The sequence below is a fragment of the Lysinibacillus sp. LK3 genome (assembly GCF_001043675.1).
In the GTDB taxonomy this organism is placed as follows: domain Bacteria; phylum Bacillota; class Bacilli; order Bacillales_A; family Planococcaceae; genus Lysinibacillus; species Lysinibacillus capsici.
The window spans coordinates 433,012-449,373 of the sequence record NZ_LDUJ01000014.1 but is presented as its reverse complement, the minus strand read 5'-3'; the positions used below and the strand labels follow the sequence as shown (position 1 = coordinate 449,373).

Here is a 16,362-nt window from a genome sequence, read left to right as displayed (position 1 = left end):
TCTTCTTCTTATACTTTGGCGTCCATAGCCGTACGAAGGGCATCCCCAAACCAATTAAAAATAAGAACGGTTAATGAGATCATGATACCTGGTATAAACATAAGCGTTGGTTCACTCATTAAATAGGTTTTACTATCATTAATCATCATGCCCCATTCTGCCATCGGTGCCGTAACACCTAGCCCTAAAAACGACAGCTCCGAAATTAAAAGTATTGTGGAGCCAAGCCCGATTAGTTTTAACAAAAATATTTGTGGAAAGACAAACGGCAATATATGCCTCCTTATAATTTTTCGTTTCGGTACACCTGTCAGCCGTGCATATTGTACATAAGTGCTTTCTTTTAAAGAACGCACCATATTGCGAATAATACGCGCAAAACCTACCCACGACACAAAACAAATTGCCACAAACATATTTTTAACGCCACCACCTAACGCACCTACAATGACCAGGGCAAAAATAAAATCAGGAATGGAGAGCAGAACATCACAAATACGCATTAATACTAGATCAACCAGCCCACCGATGTACCCTGCCAGACACCCTACGATGATGCTAATGATTAAGGTAATGAATAGTACGCCAGAGGCTAGTAGCAGAGAGGTGCGCGTACCAAATAATAAACGAGAGAGCACACAGCGCCCTAGGTGATCTGTACCTAAGGGGTAATGCATAGAAAATCCCTGTAATTTATTGGCTATATCTGTTGTATAAGGATCATGAGGCGCTAACCAAGGAGCAAATAGAGCCATCACAACTAGCACAAGTACAAGCAAGCTACTGATGATGAGTGACAGATGCTTTTTCATTAAAGAGCGCCTCCTTTCAGCCTGACACGTGGATCAATAACCGCACAAAGTATATCTGCTATAAAATTGACGGTGATATATAATCCCCCAATGATGACGATAAAAGCTTGTAGTACAGCGTAGTCTCTTGCTAACATAGCCTCCACAATAAAGTGCCCTACGCCAGAAATGGCAAAAACATTCTCAATAATCGCTGCCCCCCCTAATAGGCCTCCACAGGTCATGGCAAGGGATGTGATAAGTTGTGGTAAAATGCCTTTGAAAATATGTGTACGCAAAATAACCGTTTCTTTTACACCTCTAGCACGGGCAAATAGAACATGCGGTTTCTTCATTTCTTCTCTCATGCTTGAGCGGATGAGCCTAATGTAATAAGGGATAAATCCTAAAGCCAGTGTTATCGATGGTAAAATGACATGAGCAAAACTTCCCCACCCCATGAGAGGTAGTACACCCCATTTCAAAGCCACGGTGTAAATGAAGAGAAAGGCCAGCCAAAAACTGGGCATGGATGCGATTGTAAAGATCGTGGTACGTGTAAACCAATCCAGCCATCCACCGTTTTTTCTTGCAGACCAAATACCAATAGCCAAGCTACTGACAATAATTATGACTAATGCTGTTACCGCTAAAAGAAATGTCGTCTCAAAGCGTGGAAAAAGTTCTGTTGCCACAGCCTTTTTCGATACAAAGGATGTTCCAAAATCTAATTGCAATGCATGGCTGAGCCAAGCAATATATTGCATCCACAAAGGTTGATCTAGCCCCATTTCTTCACGCATACTTGTCATGGCCTCTTCAGTAGCAGGAATTTGATTGATTGTAAAATAAGCTTCAACAGGATCAACAGGAATAAAGCGAATTAATCCAAAGGCGATGATGGTAATACCAAACAACGCCAGTAACATACTTGCTATCCGTTTAACAAAAAATGGCACCATTTTGACTACTTCACCTCATATTGATTCAGCGGCACTTCAAATTGCTGCATAGAAAACGATAAATTGGCTAGACGTTGATTGGCCACCAAATAATTTGTCCGATAAGATAATGGCATGAAAATCGCCTCTTCATGAATGGTTTGTAAAATGGCTTCATACAGGCTCTGTCTCTCTGATTCATCAGTTGAGCGAATCACTTTCGCAATATTTGCTGCTAATTGTTCTGAATGTGCTGTGCCTTTTAACGCATAATGGCCAATTTGCTTTTCCCCCGTCATCATTCGTAAATACATATGGGGATCATAAGGTGCCCCCCACGTATCATTCATAATGACATTGAACTCACCTGTTTTACTTCGCGTTCGGAAAAGTTGATCTTCTTCTCCAATCAATTTGACATCTACGCCTAATTCACGCCATGCGCCCTGTAAATATTCAAATATAGATTTATGCACTTGGTCATTACTGTTATATGGAATTGTGATGGTCAGTGCTTGACCGTCTTTGGATCGAAACGGAGCCCCTTCTTCAAAGATCCAGCCTGCTTTATCCAATAGTTGCTGGGCTTTTTCTAAATCATAGCTGTAAGACTCAAATGGAATATCACTATACGGAAATCCTGGAGCAAATAAAGACTTGGCCTCTTGTTCAATGCCATTTAATACATGTTCAATAATTGTTTGTCGATCAAAAGCATACTGCAAAGCAAGTCTGACATCTTTATCTTGTGTCACGCCATAGTCTGAATTGAAAGATAGTATTCTAGTAGAGGAAGGTTCAGAAATTAGCGTTTGATATTGGGGATTTTTCTCCAAAGCTCGGAGTTCCTCAGGTGCTAATTGACCACTTCCGAAAATTAAATCAATATCTCCTTTTTCAAGTGCCATCATACGTGCTTGTGAATCAGGAATAATTTTGACGATGACTTTTTCTAGCTTAGGCTTCTCTCCCCAATAATGCTCATTACGTGAAAACTCAGCAAAATTGTCTTGCTTGTAATCAGTTAAAATCCAAGGACCTGTTCCAACCGCTTTTTCAATGCCATCTTTGGTTGTCCCACTTGCTGGGAAGCCACTATCCCCTAACATACGTAATGGACGAATCAACGTTAACTCCTGTAAAAATGGATAGTAAGGCTCTTTTAAATGAATCTGTAATTTCAGCTTATCTAAGACTTCTACCCGATCAATGACTGCCACCACTTCTAGCCAACTATGCGGTGCAATATTCTCCACTACAGTTTCGATATTACGTTTAACATTGTCTGCCGTAAGCTGAGAGCCGTCTGAATACAAGACATTGTCTCGTAATGTAAATATGTAGCTCTTACCGTCTTGAGACATTTCCCATGCTGTTGCTAATCCTGGCTCTATTTGCCCATCATTTCCATAGCGTACAAGCGGATCGTATAACATTGCCTGAGCAAACATTTCATTTGGTGCATACAGGTGTGGATTTACTTCTCCAATATCCTTTGGCCAAGAAATGGTTAAAACATGTTCATTTTCACCTTTTGCCTTGTCTTTTTTTGTCTTGTCATCTGAATTTCCGCAGGCCACAAGCATACTTCCACTCACAATCAATAGAACTAGTAAACTCATTATTTTTTTCAATATACTTTCCCCTTCACTTAAATAGTAATGATTACTATTATCATTCAAAATCGAATTTTAAATGATTCATGACTTTTTGTAAAGTAGATATTCAAAAATAAATCTTAAAGACATAAAAAAACACCTCCTCTGTCCACGGAACAAAGGAAGTGCCTTCTGTCTTAATATAGTGCTATTTTTGTATGCAATAGCTCATGTAACTCATGCAATTTTTTAATTTCATAATGTGGTTCAATATCACTCGTATTTTCAACATTGCGGATGTTAAACCAGCATGTATCAATGCCTGACAGCAATCCGCCTTTAATGTCTGATGTCAAAGAATCGCCGATTATAAGCGTTTTAGCTTTATCAAAATGCTCAATCCGCTCAAATACATAATCAAAAAAGGCCGGCATTGGTTTTTGATAGCCCGTTTGCTCGGAGATAAAGATGCCTTTAAAATATTGTGCTAAATCGGCATCCACTAGTCGTTTATTCTGTGTCAACGTTACGCCATTTGATACGACATACAAATGATAGTGATTGGCTAGTTGAGCGATGACTTCATAAGCTCCCTCTACATAATGATGTGCTTCCTGTAAGTATTTTTGGAATAGCGATTCAAAGTAGACGCCATCGACCTCCATCCCAAATTCCTTTAAAGCAACCGCAAATCTTGTATTATGTAGTGTATTTTTTGTCACTTCCCCACGCTCAAAAGCTCGCCACATCGATTCATTAATTTCTTTGTAGCGCGCAATCATCTCGGGCGTAGTGGCTATCTTTTCCTCTCTGAACATGCGGTCAAGTGCTGCATTTTCAGCTAAATCAAAATCTAGTAATGTATCATCTACGTCAAACAATAATATCTCATATTTCGTCATGTTCATTCCCACTTTCTTCGATGCATTGTGACTATTTACTCTATATCATGATAACGTTTTTTATGAAAAATAACAGTAAAATGTCCTATGACAGAATATTAGAACATGTATGCGCTTTATACACATGCTTATCCGTCCATTGAAACTAGGGAACTTTTTCTATATTGAAAAAAATGTTCGACTAGCCCTAAAATAGCTCGTTCTGCAATTTCATATTTGAAATTATCGTTGAATATGAGACAATAGAATGCTAGAAAGGAAGATGTACGAAAGATGACGACCTTACAAAAAATAACACCTGTCTATGATCCTTGGGAAGCCTATTTAGATGTAGAACAGCATGGACAAATGACACTATCAAATATTGAATTTACAACAACAACACTTTGTAATATGCGCTGTGCCCACTGTGCAGTAGGCTATACATTACAAAATAAAGACCCTGAGGCATTACCGATTGAATTAATTATAAAACGATTAGATGAAATACCCCATTTAAAAACGCTCAGCATTACTGGTGGAGAACCTATGATGAGTAAAAAGTCAGTCCAGAATTATGTGCTGCCACTTTTAAAATATGCGCATGAACGTGGTGTACGGACACAAATTAACTCCAACCTAACATTGGAACCAGCACGTTATTTACTGATTGCGCCTTATCTTGATGTCCTTCATATTTCCCATAACTGGGGAACAATCGATGAGTTTGTGGAAACGGGCTTTGCAATGATGGAACGCAAACCAACATATGACCAACGTGCAGCCTTATTCCAACGCATGATTGATAACTCAAAAATGCTAGCTGAACATGGCGTAATGGTATCAGCAGAAACAATGTTAAACAAAAAAACTTTACCATACTTAGAACATATTCATCACCAAATCATCCATGAGATGAAATGTGCACGTCATGAGGTGCATCCAATGTACCCATCCGACTTTGCAAGTGCACTTACTTCTTTATCACTAGAGGAAACACGTGAAGCCATTCATCACCTGTTAGATATTCGAGATGACAATACATGGATGTTGTTTGGTACACTACCATTCTACCCATGTAGCATGAATGAAGAAGATCAAAAGCTGTTACAACGTCTCCGCACTGCGAAGAATGTCACAATGCGTAATGACCCCGACGGTCGTTCACGATTGAATATCAATATCTTTACAGGCGATGTGATTGTTACCGACTTTGGTGACACACCAGCCCTCGGCAATATTGTGCATGACGAACTACCATTGATTTTTGATAAATGGATGGCAACCGACTTGGCAAAATCGCTTAACTGCCATTGTCCAGCAGTCAAATGCTTAGGGCCAAATGTACTTGTAAAAAATATGTATTATCCTGAGGCCGCGTTTGTGAGTGGCTCTGCTCGTGTATAAGTTCATCGATAACGAAAGAAACTCCATGTTGAACAAAGACTGATCAACATGGAGTTTCTTTTACATATGGGGTTATAAATTGTAGGTTGTCCTTCTACCTGCTCTTTAATGCATCGTATATAATTGTTCGATCCTAAGAGAGGAATCCGCCTCTTGATTTTTTTTGTCTTCGGAAATGATTTTCCCTTCATAAATCAATCCACCTGTACGTAAATCAACGATAGACAACCACTGTCCATCAGAAACACGATATACTAAATAAAATTTCCCCTCTGCTATACGTAAATATGGAGCATCATTCTCATTCGCAATGCTTGAATATTGAAGGGTTAAGGGTTCTTCCCACTGCTTCTTTTCAATATGATAACGATTCAATGTTAGACCATTGGCTGAATAAACAGGAATGTATATCGTTTCTTTATGAATCAGCATTGACTTCCGATAGGGTTTTAATTCTTCTGGCATAGTCCATTCCTCTGCTTCATTCTTGGCATTATTATAGAGATATATTTGACTAGAGATAACTTCTAGCTCAGTATCTTCTTTTCGATCACTGTATTTTTCTACCATATATAAATAATAATTTTCGTTTTGAGTAGTAGTATTGTATTCATTAAAAATACGGATACTGGAAGTGCCTCTTTCTTCTGACACTAATTCTGCAAGGATGGCATCCTTTACTAATTCCTTCTTGTTCTCATCAATCGAATAGACATGCAACTCTTCCCTACCTTTTATAAAATAATTGGCTGATAAATAGTTGGTTGTTAATATATTTATTTTTCCATTTCCCACGTAAATGTCATTCACATTAATCCAATCATAGCTTGCTTTGACTGGTATATCGATTTTAAAGGAAGAACTGTCATTTGTAATTTTATCAAGTGTATCAATTTGAAGCGTTACGACATTGCTAGCTTCTTTTCGACCATCATCTAAAAACGTTGTGTAAATCAAACGTGATTTGTCTTCAAAATATTTTCTTGGATCAAATTCTTTCCCTCGCATAAAATTACGGTGTTCCTCAATATATTTTCGAAGAATCATAGGTTCATTCGGTGCCATCAAATCTCTAAAAAAAGACTGATTATTGGGATTCGTGGAACCATCCTTTGATATGTACAACATATGATAAAGATCATTACTCTGATAACTTGTTTGAAGAATAAGATTTTCGATTTCTTCCTTATTTCCGCTGATCGTTTCAATTTTATAGGATCTATCATTTTTAGAAGCCATTGCTGTTTTTTGGATATAGTAAGAACTGATAAACACCACGATGAAGAAACAAATACTGATTGTTTTCCAATATTTTTTCATTGTTATACCTCCTCTAGACCCTGATTTTATATTTTAATAAATGATTCGCAATCCAAATGGCACTGCCTAAAACGATCATGCTCGTTACCAGTACCATTAAGAAAATTTCAAGTGGGTAAAAGTAATTTGTATAAACATTAACTAATAGGATTGGAGCAAAAAATACCCCAAGTGACAGTAAGCCATAAAAAATAGCGTAAAAAATCCCTTTTAAACCATAACTTCGCTCAATTAAAATCGCGGTAAATATTACTGCCACGAAAAGTAACCCAAGTGCATATACCAGGATAAACTCTGTAAAGCTAGTCGGATACAGCCACCTCCACATATTTAAAGTAGAACTAGCATAAATTGAGAAATTTGATTGGAGGTCTATTGGTATAATCTTATTCACTATTTGTTTTTCCATCAAAATTAGCAAGATTTGCAAAGCAATCAAGCCAAGAACTAAAAGCATAATCGTCGTTAATTTCGCAAAATAAATGGCGATTCTTTCAGTTGGTAACATGAATAATCTGTAAATAAATGTATTTTTACCAAACCAATCTCGATACCAAATAAAGAAAACATAAATCATCAACATGGCGATACAAAAAAAGATTGGCAGCAGAAACCATTCTGAATCAGTGAATCGATCGAAAGAAAAAGTCCCGTATTGCTCCACATACTGGTTCATGGATAACTGGTTTTCTGCCATCAACTGTTTAGCATTTTTCATATAGGTTTGTGAGATAATTCCCGCTCCTATAAGCTGGCTGAGCATGGTCAAGCCTATTAAAATCAAATACAATTTAAAAAATCGATTTACTTCAAAATTAACAAGTTTTAAATAGTTTTTCATGCTCGATATACCTCCCTCATCACATCAACCACTGATTTCCCTTCATTTTCACGTACTTCCTCCACGCTAAATTCCCTCAATACTGCACCGTCATCCATAAGAACTGCTTTATCAATCAAATGCTCAATATCACTAATTTCATGCGTTGTTATAATGACACCACGTTCTTCAATTAAATGGCTTGTAAACACCTCTGCAATCTGCTCACGAGAGAAAATATCAATGCCAGAGAATGGTTCATCCATCAGTAAATAATCGACATCAAGTGACAATCCCAGTAGCATATTCACTTTTGCTGTATTTCCTTTCGATAAGTTAGCAATACGTTCATTCGGATCAAGTTTAAAAAATTGTAGTAATTCTTCTGCCCTCTGAGGATTCCAGCTTTTATAAAAATCAGCCATGAACGCAAAAGCTTCATTGATTTTCATTTGTGGCAACATCGTTATTGTGTCTGGGATGAAGGTTATTTTTTCAAAACTTTCTTTTGTGATTTTTTCTCCATCCATTAAAATTTCACCACTATTAATTGGTGTGAGCGCCATAATAGCTTTCATAATGGTCGTCTTACCTACACCATTTATTCCTATTAAACAAGTAATCTCTCCTTTTTCTGCAGTAAAAGAAATGTCTTTTAAAACCTGTTTCCTGCCGTATTTCTTGTTAACATTTTTTACTTCTATCATTTCGATTCCTCCGCTTCTCCGCTTTCGGCATCATGTTTTTTCTTTACAAGTTCCAATACTTCGGCTAAAGGCACATCGATAGATTTAATAGAGCCTAAAAATAAGTCAACCGCTTCGATAATCAATTCCTCACGGACATTTTTAAGGACTGCTTCATCTTTCGTAATGCAGCTAGGCATATTCCCCTCTGTAAAAATCAATCCTTGTTCCTCCATTTCCTTATAAGCTCGTTGCGCAGTATTTGGGTTTATCTTTAACTGATTGGCTAATTCCCTTCTGGATGGAATCTCCTGACCTGGCTCATAAAATCCCTTGGCAATTTGTTCTTTCAAATGCCGAATCACTTGGACATACACCGGGTCCCGATTATTAAAATTTATAGTCAAATAACTCAACTCCTCAAAAATTAATTCCGCGTATTAAACACTTAATACACAGTATGTAGAATGATGGGTTGCACCTATCAATATGAACATATTTTTTCTCTCGTTAACACCTCAGCGTATTAAGCGCTTAATACACCGACAATAAAAAAATGTATTAAACAGTTAATACACTTCTTGAAATGTATTATATGCTTAATACACATTTTAAGTCAACCACATTTATGGAAATATCTATCAATAATTAAAATCACATCCAGTTGTACAAGTAGCATACATCATGGATGCAAATATACTTTTCTTCAAACAGACGAGTGTTTTTATCTTCATTGTTAACTGGTAATGACTGTATGTTTTCTTGTAATTATTTTTTAGCACAAAAAATATTTTATGTTCACAAGAGGTATAAGAAATAGAAGTTGAGCTATACTATTAAAGATTTCACTTCAAATCCAATGACTAGGAGGGTTAACCCGATGAGTGCGATTGATCGATAACTCAGAAGGACCATCAAAACTGAATAAGCTAAAGTACAGATTTCTTAGGAATATCTTAAGATCCTATGCGGAAGCGAGGCAGTGTGTCATGGAGCAGAAAATGTAAGTGGTAATCAGACCCGGAAATTCATTTCCGGGTTTTTCTAATTGTAAAGCCGTTATTTTAATTCAGCTAAATACATAAAAGCCATATTCAGATGAATATGGCTTTTCCTCTTATCTAATTAATTCCTTTGCAAGGAATCTATAGGTATTTAAACGACTTTCTAATTCATATTGATTGCAATTTAGCATCACTTCATCAAAGCCATAGCGTTCTTGCTCAGCGCTTAAAAAAGCAGCAATGTCTTGGGGTGTCCCGACAAGATTCGCCTTGCGATTATTGTCAATCGTCAATTTATCCATTTCAGTTAATGGATAATCTTTCGCTTCTTCGGGTGACATCGTTTGAATGATTTGCCCTTTCATTAATTGAAGACGAGAAATATCAATCGGTTTAGCTAAATATTCCGCTTCTTCTAGGGTTGGGGCAACTGTTGCTGCATATGTCACAATGATTTGTGGTTTATCCATATAATAAGAAGGCGTAAAATAGGCTTTATAGGCATCAAAGATATCCTTTGACATATTGCCCGTGAAAAATTGTGCATACGAATAGCCTACTCCCAGCTGGCCAGCCTGCATTGCGCTCTGACCACTAGAACCTAGTAACCAAGCCTCTGGTAATGAAATATGAGCAGGAGCTGCAACGACTTGATCATAGACATGTTCACCTGTTTTTTGATTATTCATTAGTTTTAATATGATTTCTAGCTTATCATACTGTTCTGTGAAGCGTTGTCGTCTTCCCTCTGCCAAGGCATAGATAGCGGCATGATCACCACCAGGAGCTCTCCCCACACCAAAATCAATACGATTGGGTGCCAGCCCCGATAATGTTTTAAAGACCTCTGCTAGCTTATAGGGTGAATAATGCATCATCATGACACCACCCGTACCAATGCGAAGCCGCTGTGTTTTAGCAGCTAAAAAAGCAGCAGTTACTTCAGGAGCTGAACTCGCTAATGACTGGCTATTATGGTGTTCAGCAAGCCACATACGGTGATAGCCAAGCTCTTCACCTAGCAATGCCAGCTGTTCTGTACGTTGGAAGGCCTCTTCTGCAGAATGACCTTTTGGAATCGGCATTTGATCTAAAATACTTAATCTCATGTAAAACATCCTCTCTGTCTCTAGCTCCCCCTTTTACTGTAATACAGTTTGGATGATTTACAAAATAAAAAACCTTACTCATAAGCTAGTTGTTTCTTTTCCCAAGTGTGATAGACCATGCCAACAAGCTTTTGTTGTTGTTGCTGGTTTAATACGACTTCTTTAAATTTCATTGCCTCTAGGGAAAATTGCTGCGTTTGTTCGTTCACGACAAATTGGAGAATAGCATGTCCTTTTTCGTCTTGAAACGTAATATCACCTGACAATTCTACAACTTGCTCCCCAGTTTTTGCTTCATAATAGCGCCAGTAAGGTTCATAAAAAGCGTAATTAAACGCATTTCGAACTGTGACATCTGAAAAATTCTCCAAATAGCCTTCCTTTACGGTATCAATATACTCATGATCTGTTATATCTTTTTTTGCATTAAAGACATACCCTACAAGTACTCCCATAAACACAACACAGAGAAATACACGTATATGATTTCCTAAACTCATGTCATCACGTCCCCTTTACGTAAAAACACCATTATCTACATAATACATCAAAATAATGACTCCAAGTAGAATTTTTTTGAGTTATGTAGAAATTATCGTCATTTCCTATTGGATCACTTCATTTATTTCTATTAAAAAATAGCAGCTAGAGTATTTACAGCCTATCCTCAGTTCGCTACTATCAGATTATTATGATAGAAAAGAGATGACCTTTTGTGCCTTTTGATTTAGATGTAAATATTTTATTAATTTTAATCCTCTTCGGTTTTTTAGCAGCCTTTATTGATTCAGTGGTTGGAGGAGGTGGGCTTATCTCATTACCAGCTCTTATGTTCGTTGGTCTTCCTCCCTCTGCTGCAGTAGCAACCAATAAATTGGCAGGTACAATGGGTTCCCTTACTAGCACAGTGACATTTTATCGCTCTGGTAAACTAGATATAAAAGCCGTCTATAAGCTATTCCCCTTCGTCTTTTTTGGCTCTATGCTGGGTGCTTGGATTGTCCACTTAATGGACCCAAGTGTACTGAAGCCATTAATGCTGATTATGCTTGCAGTCGTTGCCATTTATACCATCTTTAAAAAAGACTGGGGCAGTATGACCACCTTTAAACAATTAACCCCTAAGCGTTCTATTATTTTTGTTTTCGTGATTACACTTATTGGCTTTTATGATGGCTTTTTAGGTCCTGGGACAGGCTCGTTTCTACTCTTTGCTTTTCTCATAGTTGGCTTTGATTTTTTACAATCAGCAGGAAACGCCAAATTTTTAAATTTCGGCAGTAATGTAGCTGCCCTCCTTATGTTTATATACTTAGGACAAATAAATTATGCCTATGGATTACCAATGGGTCTTGCGCAAATTGCAGGAGCTATTGTTGGTTCAAAATTTGCCATTAAACGCGGCAGTGGCTATGTACGTAAATTATTTATCGTTGTGACCATTCTATTACTCTTGAAAAATACATATGACTATTTTTCATGATCAGCCGTTATACTAACGTATGCCAATACTATAGAAGGATCAAACTTATCTCAATTGGGGTAAGTTTTTTTCATGGTATCAACTTTTTACCTCTCCTCGTACGTCTAGTAAATGTATACAATTTGACAATGTTAAAAAAGGAGCTTCTTTGGACATGAGAACAAGAAATGCATTTCAACATGAAGAGGTGTTTGTCCAATTCATTCGAGAACAAAAAGAGCGTTTTTATTTGCTCGCGTATAGCTATACAAAAAATGAACAGGACGCACTAGATGTTGTACAAGACAGTATCCAAAAAGCTATGCTTTCATTAGATCGACTTGAGAATGTGACCTATATGAAAAGCTGGTTTTATAAAATAGTTGTCCGTACAGCCATAGATTTTTTACGTAAGCATAAACGCTTACAAGTGACAGATGATGATACATTACAATATTTAACACCTGCTCAAGAGGATGTTTATGAGAATGTTGACTTGGAGCATGCGTTGGATGAACTCCCGCAAATGTATCGAGAGGTTGTCATTCTCCATTATTTCGAGGATTTAAAACTCGCTGACGTGGCGAACATCCTCGACATTAAGTTGAGTACAGCCAAATCGCGTCTTTATAAAGCATTAAAACTATTGAAAATCCAATTGGAAGATGTGAAGGGAGAAACTGCACATGGATAAAAAATTACAGGAGTTAGAAAAACAATATATGAAAGTCCCGATTCCAAAAGAGCTAGACTTCGTGGTTGAAAAAGCACTTAAGCAAGGTCGAAAAAAGAAAAAAAATCGTACACCTCAATGGGTCCTTGGATCTGCCGCTGCAGCCATGCTATTTACAGCAGGTTTAAATGTAAGTCCTGCAATGGCACGCACACTCTCAGAAATTCCCGTGGTTGGTAGTGTGATAAAAGTATTGACTTGGACAGAATATGAAGTGGCTGAAGATAATTATGATGCCAACATTAAAGTACCTTCTATTGAAAACTTAGAAAATCAAGATCTGGCGAATACATTAAATGAAAAATATCGTGCAGAAGGTAAGACACTTTACGATGAATTTATGGCAGAAGTGGGCGATTTAAAATTAAATGGCGGTGGTCATTTAGGTATTGATAGTGGCTACGAAATCAAAACTGATAACGAACAAATTTTGTCGATTGGCCGTTATGTAGTGAATACCGTTGCTTCTTCTTCAACGGTGATGGAATACGATACGATCGATAAAGAAAACGAAATTTTAATTACTTTACCTATGCTCTTTAAAGATCAACACTATATTGAAACAATTAGTGAAAATATTAAAGAACAAATGCGTACACAAATAGCTGAATCGAATCAAGATAAAGTTTATTGGGTAAAGGGTGCTGGCCTTGCCGATGAAGAGTTAATGGAGGAATTTACAACTATTAAACCTGATCAGCAATTCTACATTTCTGATAAAGGCAAGCTTGTGATTTCCTTTGATAAATATGAAGTGGCACCTGGCTATATGGGCGTTGTAGAGTTTGAAATCCCAACAGATGTCTTAAAAGACGATCTTGTAAGCACAAAATATATTCATTAATTTAGCTTACTTTTCCTATGACGAGGTATTGGATGATGGTGTCATCCAATACCTCGTTTTTTCATGAAACCATACCATTTTCTGCTTATAAAGCCGACTTTTTTTGTCAAAGCTAATATGTATCAATCAATGTTAGAGGGTTTTCAACATGAAAAGTGTAGGATCAATCAGTATTTTACATGTCATCTTCCTATCAATGACTGTTATTGGCTTAAAAAATCATGTAACCATTATTCCTCCGCTACTAGATGTGGCCAAAAGAGATGGCTGGCTATCCGTATTGTTTGCTGGAGGAATTATTTTCTTTTGGCTATTTTTATTAGTATATATTCAATCAAAATCTAATCAGGAGCCCATCCGAGATTGGCTCGATTCAAAAATCGGGAAAATTGGCTCTACTATTGTTATTTATACAGTTGCTATTTTTTTAATGATTATCGCAGCTTTTACAATGGTTGAAACACTGCAATGGATTAATACTACATTTTTACCGCAAACCCCTGTAATTATCTTACTATTTATCTACGTCATTCTGTGTATTCTTCTTGTAACGACTAGCTTACAGACGCTCGTCATTTTAAACGTTTTTGTATTATTCGGAGTAGTTATCTTTGGCTTTTTCGTGGCCTTTACGAACATGCAGGTAAAAGATTATGAATTATTACGTCCATTTTTTGAACATGGATTCCAGCCTGTCTTGCGAGGTATGATTTTCCCTGCATCAGGGTTTATTGAGCTTTTAATGTTGCTATTTTTACAGCATCAATTTAAGGAACGTATTCGCTGGTACCACTTTGCTATTATGCTGGCTATTTTAGTAGGACTGACATTAGGACCTTTAATTGGAGCCATTACAGAATTTGGACCGAATGAAGCGGCTAAGCAACGCTATCCTGCCTACGAAGAATGGGGATTAGTGACAATCGGTCGCTATATCGAGCATCTTGACTTTTTCTCCATTTATCAATGGCTGACAGGAACCTTTATTCGTGTTAGCTTCCTTTTGTACATTGTGGCAGATTTATTGAAGATGACAGGAGATCCCAAGCGTATATGGCAAATGCTTGCTCCTCCCTTCTTTATTCTTTGTTTACCATTAATCATGCTAAATGAAAGCCTATTTTTAAAAGTAAAAGGAAATTATATTCTGGCAGCCACTTTTATTTTTTTCTTTTTACTGTCAATATTTTTCGTAGTCGTAGCTTTCTTGTCGGATAAATCTTCTAAAAAGGGGAAAACTGAAAAACAAGATAAGAAAAGTGGTGAATCATAATGCCTCAGCAAGAACAAGCGCTAGATCTTAGTACGCTCAGAAAATTATTTCAAAAATCAGCAGATATTCAATTTCAGGAATATATGTTTAATCAGCAGAAAGTACACTTTATTACGTGTGATGCTATGATTGATCAACAAATGCTTAATGAAGTGATTATTCAACGTATTCAATATTTATATGATCATTTGGATGAGGTTCCCTTTGAAGAGAATATCGCAAGGCATCTTCATGTTCCAAGTATTCAAAAAGTACAAGACAAGGAACAGCTGATAACTTTTGTCTATAGTGGCTTCTTGTTGTTGTATTTTGACGAAGACAATCTTTTATATGCAAGCAATATTGCCCAAAAGCCGAATCGCCAGCCTGAAGAAACGCGCATGGAGGTTCTTGTTAAAGGGCCCAGAGATAATTTCATTGAAGATATTCGCGTCAATATCGCACTCATAAGAAAACGTTTGCCGACCAATTCATTTTGTGTGGAAAAAGTGGAGCTTGGGAAACGATCAAAAACTACGGTAGCCATTCTTTATTTTGATGATATTGTGGATATGGATATTTTACATGGCATCAAAAAGCAGCTTGCTGCTGTTGATACAGATATTGTTTTTAGTGGCGATTTATTGATGGAACGGGTGAATAAAAATTCCAAGCTTTTTCCGAAGTTTGATTATACTGGACGACCTGATTATGCGGTTCAGGCCTTAGCAAGAGGACGCTTTATTATTTTTGTAGATGGCGTCGCCTATGCCATCATTACCCCTGTCAATTTGTTTCTTTTACTGAAATCAGCTGAGGATAATGAATATCCTATTATTTTCAGTTCACTCGAACGATTATTAAGAATATTTGGTATTTTAATCGGCTTACTACTTCCTGCATTCTGGCTTGCCTTGACAACCTATCACCAAAACCAATTGCCGCTTCAACTACTCGCAACCGTCGTGCAAGCGAAGGCTGGCTTACCGCTCCCCTCTTCGCTTGAAATGTTGCTGATGTTGCTGATGTTTGAATTATTTCGTGAAGCAGGCTTGCGTCTCCCTTCCGTTATTGGTGGGACCATCAGTGTTGTAGGTGGATTAATTATTGGGGATGCAGCCATTCGAGCAGGTGTAACGAGTCCTGAAATGATCGTTGTCATCGCTATTTCTACCATTGCTTCCTTTACATTAGTGAATCAGTCACTTGTTACTTCAGTTAGCATATTACGCGTTGCCTTTATCTTTGCTAGTGCCTTTTTCGGGTTATTTGGCTTCTTTGTTTCTTTATACCTGACACTGCTTTATTTAAGTAATATTCGAATTTACGGCTACTCTTACATGAATCTAGCAACAGATCTAAATTGGGCAACCATTAAAAAATCCATCTTTCGATTATCACCCAAAGGCTATACAGAGCGGAACAAAGCGCTTGCTCCTCAGGATTATACACGAACTTCAAAAGGGCATGAGAACAAAGATTCTCCACATAAAAACAAATAGCATCCCTATCCA

The 16,362-nt window shown here is 37.3% G+C and carries 16 protein-coding genes; 6 read left to right on the top strand and 10 right to left on the bottom strand.

Going from position 1 to position 16,362, the window contains the following annotated elements; translation table 11 throughout:
• Positions 1-8 precede the first annotated feature (8 nt).
• From VK91_RS10135 to VK91_RS10120, 4 genes are all read right to left on the bottom strand, one after another.
• Positions 9-812 carry an ABC transporter permease gene (locus tag VK91_RS10135; protein WP_048392410.1) on the bottom strand — a complete coding sequence of 268 codons (804 nt, stop codon included), beginning with the start codon at positions 810-812 and terminating at the stop codon, positions 9-11.
• Positions 812-1,753, bottom strand: a complete 942-nt coding sequence (locus tag VK91_RS10130; RefSeq protein WP_048392409.1) for an ABC transporter permease — start codon at positions 1,751-1,753, stop codon at positions 812-814. Before VK91_RS10130 ends, VK91_RS10135 begins: the two co-directional genes overlap by 1 nt.
• Before the next feature lie 5 nt (positions 1,754-1,758).
• Positions 1,759-3,366 (bottom strand): nickel ABC transporter substrate-binding protein, encoded by a 1,608-nt coding sequence (gene nikA, locus VK91_RS10125; RefSeq protein ID WP_048392408.1) that lies wholly within the window; start codon positions 3,364-3,366, stop codon positions 1,759-1,761.
• A 161-nt stretch (positions 3,367-3,527) separates the two neighbouring features.
• Positions 3,528-4,232 (bottom strand): YjjG family noncanonical pyrimidine nucleotidase, encoded by a 705-nt coding sequence (locus tag VK91_RS10120; RefSeq protein WP_004230713.1) that lies wholly within the window; start codon positions 4,230-4,232, stop codon positions 3,528-3,530.
• A gap of 273 nt (positions 4,233-4,505) precedes the next feature.
• Between VK91_RS10120 and yfkAB the strand changes: the two genes are divergently transcribed.
• Complete coding sequence (gene yfkAB / locus VK91_RS10115; protein ID WP_048392407.1) at positions 4,506-5,618, top strand: radical SAM/CxCxxxxC motif protein YfkAB; 1,113 nt, start codon at positions 4,506-4,508, stop codon at positions 5,616-5,618.
• 105 nt (positions 5,619-5,723) lie between these two features.
• Here yfkAB and VK91_RS10110 read toward each other — a convergent pair whose 3' ends face one another.
• The 6 genes from VK91_RS10110 to VK91_RS10085 form a co-directional block, all read right to left on the bottom strand.
• Positions 5,724-6,938, bottom strand: a complete 1,215-nt coding sequence (locus VK91_RS10110; protein WP_048392406.1) for a hypothetical protein — start codon at positions 6,936-6,938, stop codon at positions 5,724-5,726.
• A gap of 13 nt (positions 6,939-6,951) precedes the next feature.
• Positions 6,952-7,779 carry a hypothetical protein gene (locus VK91_RS10105; RefSeq protein ID WP_048392405.1) on the bottom strand — a complete coding sequence of 276 codons (828 nt, stop codon included), beginning with the start codon at positions 7,777-7,779 and terminating at the stop codon, positions 6,952-6,954.
• Positions 7,776-8,465, bottom strand: coding sequence for an ABC transporter ATP-binding protein (locus tag VK91_RS10100; RefSeq protein WP_048392404.1), 690 nt, complete (start codon positions 8,463-8,465; stop codon positions 7,776-7,778). Before VK91_RS10100 ends, VK91_RS10105 begins: the two co-directional genes overlap by 4 nt.
• A complete protein-coding gene (locus VK91_RS10095) occupies positions 8,462-8,851 on the bottom strand; it encodes a GntR family transcriptional regulator (protein ID WP_004230719.1) in 390 nt (129 codons plus the stop codon). The genes VK91_RS10100 and VK91_RS10095 overlap by 4 nt, the downstream gene beginning before the upstream one ends.
• 710 nt (positions 8,852-9,561) lie before the next feature.
• Complete coding sequence (locus VK91_RS10090) at positions 9,562-10,557, bottom strand: LLM class flavin-dependent oxidoreductase (RefSeq protein WP_016994666.1); 996 nt, start codon at positions 10,555-10,557, stop codon at positions 9,562-9,564.
• A 74-nt stretch (positions 10,558-10,631) separates the two neighbouring features.
• Complete coding sequence (locus VK91_RS10085) at positions 10,632-11,057, bottom strand: hypothetical protein (RefSeq protein ID WP_048392403.1); 426 nt, start codon at positions 11,055-11,057, stop codon at positions 10,632-10,634.
• Positions 11,058-11,272: 215 nt separating this feature from the next.
• Between VK91_RS10085 and VK91_RS10080 the strand changes: the two genes are divergently transcribed.
• The 5 genes from VK91_RS10080 to VK91_RS10060 all read left to right on the top strand — a co-directional run bounded on the left by VK91_RS10080 (position 11,273) and on the right by VK91_RS10060 (position 16,350).
• Entirely contained in the window at positions 11,273-12,040 is a 768-nt protein-coding gene (locus tag VK91_RS10080) for a TSUP family transporter (protein WP_048392402.1), read from the top strand.
• A 154-nt stretch (positions 12,041-12,194) separates the two neighbouring features.
• Positions 12,195-12,713: a sigma-70 family RNA polymerase sigma factor gene (locus tag VK91_RS10075; RefSeq protein WP_004230723.1), complete on the top strand. Its 519-nt coding sequence runs from the start codon at positions 12,195-12,197 to the stop codon at positions 12,711-12,713.
• Entirely contained in the window at positions 12,706-13,596 is an 891-nt protein-coding gene (locus VK91_RS10070) for an RsiV family protein (protein WP_048392401.1), read from the top strand. The genes VK91_RS10075 and VK91_RS10070 overlap by 8 nt, the downstream gene beginning before the upstream one ends.
• Before the next feature lie 148 nt (positions 13,597-13,744).
• On the top strand, positions 13,745-14,869 hold the full coding sequence (locus tag VK91_RS10065) for an endospore germination permease (protein ID WP_048392400.1): 1,125 nt from the start codon (positions 13,745-13,747) through the stop codon (positions 14,867-14,869).
• Positions 14,869-16,350 (top strand): spore germination protein, encoded by a 1,482-nt coding sequence (locus VK91_RS10060; protein ID WP_048392399.1) that lies wholly within the window; start codon positions 14,869-14,871, stop codon positions 16,348-16,350. Before VK91_RS10065 ends, VK91_RS10060 begins: the two co-directional genes overlap by 1 nt.
• Positions 16,351-16,362 lie beyond the last annotated feature (12 nt).